The organism is Anabaenopsis elenkinii CCIBt3563 (assembly GCF_015245355.1).
Lineage (GTDB): Bacteria > Cyanobacteriota > Cyanobacteriia > Cyanobacteriales > Nostocaceae > Anabaenopsis > Anabaenopsis elenkinii.
Genome location: NZ_CP063311.1, coordinates 1,769,157 through 1,780,970, shown reverse-complemented (window position 1 = coordinate 1,780,970; position 11,814 = coordinate 1,769,157). Strand labels below are relative to the sequence as shown.

The window sequence follows — 11,814 nt, the reverse complement described above, 5'->3', positions numbered from 1 at the left end:
GAAATTTATCCTAAAATCTGCGCAATCATGCGATTGGCTTGGGAACCATAACCACCGCCAAATAAATTGAAGTGATTGAGAATGTGATAGAGGTTATAGAGGGTTTTTCTTTGCTCATAACCTGGCTGTAAAGGAAACACTTGGTGATAACCTTGGTAAAACTCAGAGGGAAACCCACCAAATAATTCTGTCATGGCAATGTCAACTTCCCGATCGCCAAAATAAGTGGCTGGGTCAAATATCAGAGGTTCTCCCGACAGAGTAAAACCAGCATTCCCACCCCATAAATCACCATGTACTAAGGAAGGTTGTACTTCATGACCTGCTAATATGTCAGGAATAGCCGCCAGTAGCCTATCTTGTTGAGGAAAACTACCCCCCCGTCGCCTAGCTAATTGAAATTGATAATTTAAACGATACTTAGTATAAAATTCTGCCCAGTCTCCTGTCCAGGTGTTGATTTGAGGTGTGGAACCAATAGTATTATTAATTTTCCATCCAAAACCTTTACTGCTTATGGCTTTGTGCATCGCGGCTAGTTTGCGCCCCATTTCTTCCCATTTACCGTTACCGCCTCCCATTTCCAGCCATTCCAAGACGAGATAGCTATACTTACCAGAAGTACCCCAACAAATGGGTTGAGGTACAAGAATCGTATCTGTAACCAGTATTTCCCGTAAGCCCAAGGCCTCAGCTTCAAACATCGCCACTTGAGATGCTTGATTTAGCTTGACGAAGTAAGTTAAATCTCCATCAGAAATAGCATAACCTTGATTAATACAGCCACCACTAACACCCTGCTGGCGCTGAGTTTGAAATTTTTTGCCGGTTACTTGGCTAATATGGGTATCAATTTCAGTCCACATTTTTCAATTAGTAGGGTTTTAAGATTACTACCCCATAAGCATCGGGAGAAAGATACTGTTTTGCCGATCGCATTAAGTCAGTGGTATCTTGGCATTGAATATGATGGGGATAATTAAAAGCAGGTTCTAACTCTCCTATCATAGATTGATAGTAACCATATAAACCAGCGCGATCGCTTGGGGTTTCGTTACCAAATATATACCTATTGGCTACTTGTCGCCGCACCCGAGCAATTTCTGCTTCTGAAACTAACTCTGTATGTAGTATGCGGATATGTTGGGCGATCGCCTCCTCCGCAGCCTGTAAATTTTCCACAGGACATTTAGCGGCAATATAGAATGTCCCTTGTAACTGATTAGTCATATTACTGACAGTAATAGAATTTACCAGTCCCCGTTCTTCCCGTAAATCTCGCACCAGTCTTGATGTGCGTCCATGTCCCAAAATACCCGCCAAAACATCCAACCCATAAATATCATCTAGCTGTTCCAACCCTGGAACCCGCCACACCATGACTAAACGCCCTTGCTGAAGACTCTCATCTATAAATTCCCGACGCACAACTTGTGTAAATGCAGGTTCAGGATTAACTCTTAACTGTTCAGTATTAATTGTTGTGTTTTGACTATGACTAAATCCCTCAGCTACAGTTGCAATTAATTCTTCTACGGGCAAATTACCTACAGCTACAGCGGTAATTGACTGGGGTTGATACCAAGTTCTGTGAAAGTCGCGCATTTGTTGGGCTTGGAGTTGAGAAATTACCGCTTCTGGTCCCAATACTGAACGGCGATAGGGTAAATTTTCAAAAGCTGTCTCCATAGCTCTTCTGAATGTGCGCCGCTGGGGGTTATCTTCACAACGGCGAATTTCTTCTAAAACAACTAAACGTTCCCGTTCAAAGGCATCATCAGGAATACTGGCATTAAGGACTACATCTATTTGTAATGGCGCTAGTTCTACAAAATCTTTGGGAGCAGTGGTTATGTAATAACGTGTATAATCTTGACTAGTGGCTGCATTAGTCACCGCGCCCCTCTCTTCAATTCGACGTTCAAACTCACCGCTAGCTAATTGTTCAGTTCCTTTAAAAACCATATGCTCTAAAAAGTGAGCCATACCATTAATTGTATTAGGTTCTACCGCCGAGCCTACTTTGATCCACAAGCTGAGATTCACAGCTTCTACTGGCATTTGCTCTGCGACTATGGTTAAACCATTTGGTAATTGGTGGAGTTTGGGGGCATTTATCCGAGGGATTTGGAGCAGAGTTGAGGTCATGGGTGGTAGGAGAGTCACGGCTTTTTACTCTTTCATCTTATCCACTAATTTTCATTGTGTATCTTGAGGAGAGTGTTGGGGTTGTGAATGTCACCCGGCTTTTTTTCGCAGATGAAGTAAAATTATGAGTAGTAATATTAAGAATTATAAAGATAAATATCAATGACCCATATTTCTACTCACAAAACTAAATCCCGCGTTGCTGTCATTGGTGCAGGTATAGGCGGACTGACTGCGGCGGCTTTATTAGCCCATCGGGGTTACAGTGTTTTAGTTCTCGACCAAGCCTTGGTTCCGGGGGGTTGTGCTTCTACATTTAAACGTCAAGGATTTACTTTTGATGTGGGGGCGACTCAGGTAGCAGGATTAGAACCGGGGGGAATTCACCACCGCATATTCTCAGAATTAGCCATAGACTTACCAGCCGCAACACCCTGTGACCCCGCTTGTGCTGTGTATTTACCTGGAGAAAGTACACCAATTAATGTTTGGCGTGACCCCCAGAAATGGCAAGAGGAACGCCAAAAACAGTTTCCTGGTAGCGAACCTTTTTGGCGGATGATGGCGGTGTTATTTGAGGCTAGTTGGCAATTTCAAGGGCGTGACCCAGTATTACCACCGCGTAATTTGTGGGATTTATGGCAACTAGCTCAGGCGGTGCGCCCAAGTACATTGATTACAGTACCCTATACTTTATTTACTGTGGGTGATGCTTTAAGGTTTTACGGACTGGGTAAGGATCAGCGTCTGAGGACTTTTCTGGATTTGCAATTAAAACTCTATTCCCAGGTCAGTGCGGAGGAGACAGCTTTACTCTATGCTGCAACAGCCTTGAGTGTCTCTCAATTACCCCAAGGATTATTCCACCTCCAGGGTAGTATGCAGGTACTCAGCGATCGCCTGGTGACATCCTTAGAACGAGATGGTGGTAAGTTATTAATGCGCCATACTGTGGAAAAAATTCAGGTAGAAAATGATCAAGCCCATGCTGTAGTGATTAGAAACCAGAAAACAGGTGAAGTCTGGAGGGAAGTAGTAGATCATGTAGTTGCTAACGTCACAGTACAAAATTTAGTGCAACTATTGGGAGAAAAAGCCCCTTCTGGTTATCAAAACCGTGTGGAAAAGTTACCCCTGGCCTCCGGAGCCTTTGTAGTTTATTTAGGGGTAGATATAAGTGCTATTCCCCCCGGTTGTCCCCCCCATTTACAATTTTTGTATGATGTTAACGCCCCGATTGGTGAAAATAATTCTTTGTTTGTTTCCGTGAGTCATCCCGGAGATGGACGCGCTCCCGAAGGGAAAGCCACAATTATCGCTTCATCTTTTGTCGATCCTACACCCTGGTGGCAAGGTGATAATTATCGACAGTTAAAACAACAGTATACAGAAGATGCGATCGCTCGTCTTGGGCAATACTTCTACCTCAAACCAGAAACCATTATTCATGTAGAAGCTGCTACACCCCGCACCTTTGCCCATTACACAGGGCGCGATCGGGGTATAGTTGGCGGTATTGGTCAGAGAATACCCACCTTTGGCCCCTTTGGATTTGCCAATCGTACACCCATCCAGAATTTATGGTTAGTAGGTGACTCAACTCATCCAGGAGAAGGTACAGCTGGAGTTAGTTACTCAGCGCTGACAGTAGTTAGACAAATTCAGGCGGAATTTTAGAATTAACAGACTTCTAGTTAGAAGTTAATTACTAGCAATCAAGTATCTGTGTTCATCTGTGGTTGAATTGCAAAAACCAACATATCTAATTCCAGTCCCTGATCATAGTCTTCTCATTTCTAGGTATTTTACATCCAACTTTTACAAGTGTTAGGTTTAAGCTGTTTAAGATGCTGGACTTAATTGGTCGCTTTTCATCCCAAAAAATCAGAGATGAATAAAACTTGATTACTGATGGAGAATTCAACATCTCAAAAGTCTTGTGTGCAGTCTCCTCATTATCAAAACTCAGGAAGTAAACAGTATCATCAAAAACGACAGGCTTACTAACTATATGGCTAATTAACCGAAATTCTAACCTCTTATAAAGACCACAGATTGCAATTTTCCAAGGTTGAAAAGTGTACGCACCAACACCAAAAATAGAAAATTTGGGATTACTTTTGTATATTTTACTCTTGCGGTTATCTAAATAACTTGCATGAGACTCTAAATAACTCCAGGTTTTAGGAGCTAAATGTTGTATAGACTCAGTTGATTCACCAACAAATTTCTGAGTTACTAGGAGATATCGATCAGTATTTTTTATACGATTTTGAGCCACATCTGAACCTTTCATTAAAGGAAACACATAAGTTTCTTCAATATCAACAGTTTCTCCTAGTCCATTTACAAAACTATTATTATTTTTACGCAACTCCATGACATTCGAGCAATCATGTTTAATCCCAGAACGCCATTTCTTTTGACGATTGACATCATATAGTTGACTCAATTTTTCAAAAGAAACTATATCTCTTATTAGGAGATTATGGCGATAACCTATTGTATAATATTCTGAGCTTCTCAAACTACTAAATACATTACAGCAGTAGTTTTTAGAGGTTGAATCAAATTTACAGAAGAATAGACAGGCGTCCACAGATGCATCAAAATACTTTTTTGTATCTATGCTATAACTTGCACAGTCAGCCAAATTAAGATTATTAGAATAAAGGTAGCCCAATAACTTTCTGGAAACGGAAGTTTTGCAAAGCATTGCTAGGTAAGCATTACGCCCTTGTAGCCATTGTATAGACTGAATTAGCATCCATTCGGAAATATCAAAGTTACTCTTACCAGTTATAGCGTCCAAGCCTCTGTGATTTTGAAAATTACTTTTTTTGGGTAGGTTTGTGCCACCAATACCTCCCTGTTGCGAACTAGTCACCCAGGGAAAATTACCAAGCACGAGAATTTGTCCAGGCAATTGATTCACATATGACAACCAATTAAACTCAAAGAAGTTGGCATTTTTAAGCTCAATCCTGTTATCTTCTAAAAATAGTTTTTCTGTGTGTGCATTCTCTAAATAATCTGAGTTTATCTCTACTCCAATAATCTTTTCAGTTGATGGAAATAAACGTGCAGCAGTCTTAATAAAATTACCAACTCCACAAGTGGGCTCAATAATCACATCGGGATTAACACCAATTTCTATCAACTGCTGACATACTTCTTGAGCGAGTTCCACCGGGGTTTGGAAATCTCCATATTCTATTTTTGTCTGATCACCAGTCTGAATCATTGGTTAGCCCTGTAAACAGCAACTATACCTTTTTCTTGTCCAGCACGCTCAATAACTCTTGCATATTGTAGTCGCCATTGCAAAGCATTGGAAATAGTTAAAAATCCTTGCAAGGGAGGGTTAAGTAGGATTTCCTCTGCGATGTTAGATGCTTCAATTTCATCAACAGGCAAATTTCTATCATACATAAAAGCAATCAAGTCATCTTTGTTACCTTGATTTTCTAAGATGCTCCGAATTCCACGAGTCATCTGAAAATCTGCCGTTCTTTCTGTACTGACGTAAATTGTGTGCTGAATATTTAAATTTGCAGTCTGATTTGTACTGTTGTCTGTCTTATCATAAACAAAGATGATTAGTCCATATCCCAATCCAAAAATCTTTTGTCTTGCAGATTTATAAGGACACGATGACTGTGGTTGTTTAATGCTTGTGACTTTAATATCAACCAATAACTGGGGAAAGTCAATACCACTAGCTGAATTACCCTGAACAAAATCATATTTCTGTTTGAGATAGAGCTTAAATTTTTGCTCTAGATATGTTCCAATTGCTTTCCCATCAGTAACACCGTAAAGTAATGGTTCTGGGTGTCTAGACTCAGTGACTGAAAATACTGCAGCTTCAGTACATAGGGTTTCTATGGTCAAAATTTTCATGGTTGAAGCAAAAAACAATATTAATTACTGCATTTCTGGTCGATCCAGTCAATATCCCAATATCATAAATCTTGTGGGATTGCTATCCTGATAACCCCCCTACCTACTTTGACTGTTGTGCTACTGCAAAAAACAGTCAAAGTAATAAATTTTACCTATCAAATATACGTTTGTCTTGGGGAAGACCAGGAATTATCGCTACTTTAATCACCTCACGGGCTTTCATCTGGTAAAACACCTGTTCTAAGTCCTGTAGCGATCGCTCTTGACTGATTAACAATTCAAAAGGTATTTTACCACTAGCTATGAGTGAAAGAGCTGCCCGCACATATTCAGGTGTATTATGAAATACCCCTTTTAAAGTCAGTTCACTATAATGTAACTTTTCTGTGTCAACTGTAATAGTTGTGTCTCGGGGACAACCACCGAATAAATTCACAGTTGCACCAGGACGGGCGCAAGTGATGGCGGTTTCCCAGACAGTAGGCACACCTGTAGCTTCAATTACCACGTCAGCACCCCATCCGTGAGTAAGTTCTTTCACTACACCGGGAATATCCGGGATGTGATGATAATTAAATGTGTGTGTTGCTCCCAGTTCTTGACCTACTTTCAGTCTGTGGTCATTACCTCCCCACAGGATCACTTCTGATGTCTGAGCTAACACAGCCACAAACATCAACCCAATAGCCCCATCTCCCAACACAACCACCCGGTCATGGGGTTGCACATGAGAACGAGCCACACCATGCAACACACAAGCTAAAGGTTCGGTCATGGATGCTAAGGATAAAGGCAACCCATCTGGAACCCTTAACATATTATGTTGTACTATTGCCGCAGGAATTTTGAGATATTCGGCAAAAGTGCCGTTGTTCCATGTAATGTTGGGACACAAAGAATATTCCTGTCGTTGACAAAAGAAGCATTTCATGCATGGTGCGGAATTATTAGCGACAATGCGATCGCCCACCTGCCAATTTGTGACACCAGACCCCACTGCGACAATTTCCCCTGCAGCTTCATGACCAAACAAGGTGGGGAGTTGCAGCATTTTTGCATGGCCACCACGCCGCCAAACCTTTAAATCTGTACCGCAGGTGGTTGCTACACCTACTTGAATCACGACTTCACCAGTTGTCGGAGTGGGGTCAGCTACCTGTTCGAGGCGTAAATCTTCTTGACCGTAGAGTAATGCTGCTAACACAGCGGGCAACCTAATTAGTTATTTCCACTTGATTTTATCAGATAGTGGTCATTGACAAATTATCCCTAGTCTCTGAGTGTAGTTTGAGGTACAGCCTCATGGTGAGGTTCACCGGGAGTATGAGCCACACGAACTACAGTTAACATAGGTATCTCTTGGCGACAGGATTGGCAAAACCAATATAATTCATTATGACGGATATGACGCAGGAGGGAACCACCGCAACACGGGCAGATGTTAGACATCATATTCATAGGATCCTCCTCAAGTAAATTTGTTGTTTAAAAGTTGGAAAAAAAATTTCATTAAAATCTGAGCTGATCTGTATCTAAATAACTATTTTCAAAGGCCAACCAGTTTGTTTAGCAATGGCGATCGCCTCTTGAAGACCCTTTTCCAACAGAAAAGCGGCCTAAAAACGCTAAATAATAGGGTTTTTGTGGTTGGACTATGAAGGGATAATCCTGAGCTTCTATACCGTTATAAGTAGCGACATAGTTAAGTTTAATCGGCTGCTGGGCTTTGCTAATACTGACATAAGGTTGCTGGCGATGGTAGGTAAATAGTTTCTGATTATCTGGGGTAAAAGGATTGTGCAAGGTATGGACAGTGCGAGTTGATACCAAAGCGTAACTATTTCCCATAGGGGAAGGATCTGAGTGGACTTCATCAGCTGTTTCAGTTCCCCCGGTGAAAAATTACTCAGAATAAGTATTTACATCAGCTTCTCAAAACAGAAAATTTGTACTTACTTTTTGTGACATAAATTTACCGTGTTGACATTTGGGAAGCAGATGTTAGTTAAGGATATGATTAACCATCACCAAGAGAGTTTCCCACATCAATAATGGCTAATCAGCAGCCATACCTTTAGAATATATCTAAATTGAGACTGGTTGCATCTACCTTGGGGATCATGCCATAGTTCGTATTTTTTGTATTTGCAGTTACACAATAATAATTTTTGTAGCTATTAATACTAATTAACTCAGATATTTGTAATTTCTATTAACCATAAGTTAACCAAAATAGATTAACTAAAGTCATGTAAAATAATTCCTGCCAAAACTAATTAAAAATTAATATTTTTTTTGCATAAAAAAATGAAAATAGCCACTTGGAATGTGAACTCAATTCGCACTCGCCTGGAACAGGTGATATTTTGGTTAAAGGAAAATCCCATCGATGTCCTCTGTTTACAGGAAACAAAAGTTATAGATGCGGACTTTCCGCGATCGCCATTAGAAGAACTGGGTTATTATACTTATTTCTCTGGACAAAAAGCCTATAATGGCGTCGCCCTGATTAGTCGTCAACCAATGACCGACATCAGCGCCGGTTTCACGCCGATTCTACCCAATATTGACCCACTATGGGATCTACAGAAGCGAGTCATTACAGGGGTAATAGAGGGTATTCGGATTGTAAATGTATATGTCCCCAACGGTTCAGCCCTGGGCAGCGAAAAATACGAATTTAAGCTCCGCTGGTTGACAGTCCTGCGCCAGTATTTGCAAACCCTTCTACAGTCACAAGCTGGAATATGTATATGTGGCGACTTCAACATCGCCTTAACCCCAGAAGACATTCATGAGAAAGTTAATGTTGACAATCATATTATGGCATCGGCACCAGAGCGCCAATCCTTACGAGATATTCTGGATTTAGGCTTTGCAGATGCCTTTCGCAAATTCACCAGCGAGGGGGGACACTACAGTTGGTGGGACTATCGCGCCGCCGCTTTTAGGCGGAATATGGGTTGGCGCATTGACCACCATTATCTTAGCCCCATCCTGTATGAAAGAGCTAAAAGCTGCATCATTGACATCACTCCCAGAAAATTACCCCAACCTAGCGACCATACTCCGGTAATCGTAGAATTTTAGATTAGGGTTGTAGATGGAATTCATCAGCCAAAATCCTTATGTTTCTGGTAACTGGAGCAACGGGAGGAATTGGTCGCCGAGTGGTGCGACTCCTACGCCTACAACAAAAGTCAGTGAGAGCATTTGTCCGCCTCACTTCGCGTTATCACGAGTTAGAACACCGAGGAGCAGAAATCTTCATCGGTGATTTGCGAGAAGACCAGGATATTGCAAAAGCTTGTCGCAGTGTGGACTACATTATCAGCTCCCATGGTTCTGATGGTGACCCCCTATCTCTAGACTATCGCGCTAATATTGAACTCATTGATCAGGCAAAAGCTCATGGAATTAAACACTTTGTGTTTATTTCCGTCCTGGGAGCCGAACGGGGTTATGAGGATGCTCCCGTATTCAAAGCCAAAAGAGCAGTAGAACAATATTTAGAAGCTAGTGGCTTGAATTACACAATTCTACGCCCATCTGGATTAGCATCTAACTTACTGCCATTGGCAGAACGTTTTCGCGAAACAGGTTTGTATCTACTCATTGGTGATCCTCAAAACCGTAGTTCTGTTATTAGTACGGATGATTTAGCCAAGATAATAGTGGACTCAGTCACAGCTGAGGGCGCATGCAACCAAATATTACCGGTGGGAGGACCGGAGATTTTATTGCGCCAGGATATCCCCACTATCTTTGGTCGCATCTTCAATAAAGAACCATTAGTAATTAACTTACCTCTGTTCATGGTTGATGGGTTACGCAGTACCTTGGGTTTATTTAATCCCCAAACACAAGCAAATTTAGGAACTTATCGCACATTGCTGGCCAATGAATTTTTCTGTCGCCAAGAGGAAATAGCTAATTTGGAGAGGATTTTCAATTTTCACTTAGAAACTTTAGAAAATTTTCTGCGCCGCTATCTGGCAATTTGAATTAATTGATGAATGGGGATAAAACAGCAGGGGAGAATCAACTTCCCATTCCCCATTCCCCATTCCCCCATAATCTAAAATTTTATGAAATATTCCTTACTGGCAAATGCTGCTCAAGCTCGTCAAACAAAACAACAATTTGCTAAACCAGAAGATCAACTCTCCTATGAATTGGGTAAGGCTGTACAGGAATTACCCCCATTATATACCAGAGTCTTAGCTGGAACACTCAGCTTAGTGGTATTTGGTGCGATCGCCTGGGCTAATTTCTCTCAAATCGATGAAGTGGCGATCGCACCGGGGGAATTAATCGCCTCTACACAGGTACGGCCAGTAACATCTTTAACTGGTGGCTCTATTGTCAAAGTCAAGGTACAAGAGGGCGATTATGTCACTAAGGATCAAGTTTTGATTCAACGCGACCCAGACTTGAAACAAACAGACGTGAATCGCCTCGCCCAAGCTGCAAAATTGATCTCCCAAGACTTACAACGTTTAGAAGCAGAACGCATTGGTACTACAGACACTGGGACAAAACTACAAGATGAACTCTTAGCATCCCGCCTTGCAGATTACCAAGCCCGTCAAGCTGTGGCCGAAGCCGAAGCCAATCGCCAACAAGCAATGATTGCACAGATAAAAGAACGCTCTAGTCGCTTACAAGAAAACTTAGTCAACGCTCAAAGCACTCTGGAAAATGCCCAAACTAATTTGGCCAATGCCGAAAATGTCGTTACTTCAATAGCAAAAAATGTGGCGATCGCCCAACAAAGGGAAGAAAATCTACGGACGCTCATTCATCCTGGCGCATTACCTAGACTTGATTACCTAGAGGCGCAGGAAAGATTAAATCGCGCCAATACAGACATGACCAGAGCTAAGGATGAAGTAATTAACGCCCAGAATAGACTAACAGAAATTCAAGACAGAATAGCATCCTTAAAAAGGGAGATTACCGCCCAATCCCAAGAAATTCGACAAGCAGAACAAGCCTATCAAGGAGTTCGTCAACAGGCCAAGCGTTTAGCATCTGAACGCCAAAGTGAAATTCTCACCCAAATCAAACAGCGCCAAGAGGAACTCAGCAGTATTAACGGTCAGCTCGAACAAGCGAAAAAACAGCAAGCGGGGGAAACTATTACAGCCCCTGTTACAGGCACAGTTTACAAGGTCAGAGCCACCCCAGGTCCAGTACAACCCGGTGAAGAATTGCTATCTATCTTACCCGCAGGGGAAGAAATATTATTAGAAGTGAAAGTTCGCAATCGCGATATTGGCTTTATTCGTCCAGGTATGCAAGCCAAGGTGAAAATGGCAACTTTTCCCTTTCAAGAATTTGGCACTATTGATGGTAAAGTCGTGCAAATTAGCCCCAATGCCATTGCTGATCAAGAATTAGGTTTAGTTTTCCCCACCAGAATACAGCTTACTCAACACTCCATCAACGTCCAGGGCGAAAAAGTACCCTTTACCCCCGGAATGGTTGCTCAGGGTGAAATTGTCACTCGTCAAAAGTCAGTTTTAACTTTTATTATTGAGCCTGTAACTCGCAGATTTAGTCAAGCATTCTCAGTCAGGTAAATTACACAAGGGCCGGGGTGTGTACACCCTATTAGTGAATTCCCAGGAGCTATGCTCCTGTGAATTCACAGGAGCTATTAACTAGACCACTAATATTAAGTAAGTATTGTTGAGTTTCTATATCTGTAGCGATGATCCGACACCATTCAGCAATTACATTAATTTTGTGAAAGAA

10 protein-coding genes and 1 pseudogene are annotated in these 11,814 nt (G+C 41.7%); 4 read left to right on the top strand and 7 right to left on the bottom strand.

From position 1 onward, the window contains the following. Positions 1 to 5: 5 nt before the first annotated feature. The gene (locus tag IM676_RS07920; RefSeq protein WP_200989683.1) at positions 6 to 866 is read right to left on the bottom strand and encodes a fructosamine kinase family protein; all 861 of its coding nucleotides are present in this window, start codon (positions 864 to 866) and stop codon (positions 6 to 8) included. Between the two features lie 7 nt (positions 867 to 873). Beyond that, the gene (locus tag IM676_RS07915) at positions 874 to 2,148 is read right to left on the bottom strand and encodes a M16 family metallopeptidase (protein ID WP_200990124.1); all 1,275 of its coding nucleotides are present in this window, start codon (positions 2,146 to 2,148) and stop codon (positions 874 to 876) included. A gap of 162 nt (positions 2,149 to 2,310) precedes the next feature. Here IM676_RS07915 and crtD point away from each other — a divergent pair, with 162 nt between their 5' ends. Beyond that, positions 2,311 to 3,825, top strand: a complete 1,515-nt coding sequence (crtD, locus tag IM676_RS07910; RefSeq protein WP_200989682.1) for a C-3',4' desaturase CrtD — start codon at positions 2,311 to 2,313, stop codon at positions 3,823 to 3,825. Positions 3,826 to 3,910: 85 nt separating this feature from the next. Here the strand turns inward: crtD and IM676_RS07905 are convergent, their stop codons facing one another. From IM676_RS07905 to IM676_RS07885, 5 genes and pseudogenes are all read right to left on the bottom strand, one after another. After that, positions 3,911 to 5,392, bottom strand: coding sequence for an SAM-dependent methyltransferase (locus IM676_RS07905; protein WP_200989681.1), 1,482 nt, complete (start codon positions 5,390 to 5,392; stop codon positions 3,911 to 3,913). After that, positions 5,389 to 6,051, bottom strand: a complete 663-nt coding sequence (locus IM676_RS07900) for a type II restriction-modification system restriction endonuclease (protein ID WP_200989680.1) — start codon at positions 6,049 to 6,051, stop codon at positions 5,389 to 5,391. Before IM676_RS07900 ends, IM676_RS07905 begins: the two co-directional genes overlap by 4 nt. Before the next feature lie 151 nt (positions 6,052 to 6,202). After that, entirely contained in the window at positions 6,203 to 7,258 is a 1,056-nt protein-coding gene (locus IM676_RS07895; RefSeq protein ID WP_200989679.1) for a zinc-dependent alcohol dehydrogenase, read from the bottom strand. A gap of 65 nt (positions 7,259 to 7,323) precedes the next feature. After that, positions 7,324 to 7,512: a hypothetical protein gene (locus IM676_RS07890; RefSeq protein ID WP_200989678.1), complete on the bottom strand. Its 189-nt coding sequence runs from the start codon at positions 7,510 to 7,512 to the stop codon at positions 7,324 to 7,326. An 83-nt stretch (positions 7,513 to 7,595) separates the two neighbouring features. Continuing rightward, positions 7,596 to 7,887 (bottom strand): annotated as a pseudogene (locus tag IM676_RS07885) (glycosyltransferase family 4 protein); the annotation flags it as partial. Positions 7,888 to 8,361: 474 nt separating this feature from the next. On the opposite strand from IM676_RS07885, the gene xth reads away from it, so the two are divergent. The 3 genes from xth to IM676_RS07870 all read left to right on the top strand — a co-directional run bounded on the left by xth (position 8,362) and on the right by IM676_RS07870 (position 11,639). Continuing rightward, positions 8,362 to 9,144, top strand: coding sequence for an exodeoxyribonuclease III (gene xth / locus IM676_RS07880; protein WP_200989677.1), 783 nt, complete (start codon positions 8,362 to 8,364; stop codon positions 9,142 to 9,144). Between the two features lie 38 nt (positions 9,145 to 9,182). Next, complete coding sequence (locus IM676_RS07875) at positions 9,183 to 10,058, top strand: SDR family oxidoreductase (RefSeq protein WP_200989676.1); 876 nt, start codon at positions 9,183 to 9,185, stop codon at positions 10,056 to 10,058. Positions 10,059 to 10,142: 84 nt separating this feature from the next. Next, a complete protein-coding gene (locus IM676_RS07870; protein WP_200989675.1) occupies positions 10,143 to 11,639 on the top strand; it encodes an HlyD family efflux transporter periplasmic adaptor subunit in 1,497 nt (498 codons plus the stop codon). The last annotated feature ends 175 nt before the right edge of the window (positions 11,640 to 11,814 follow it).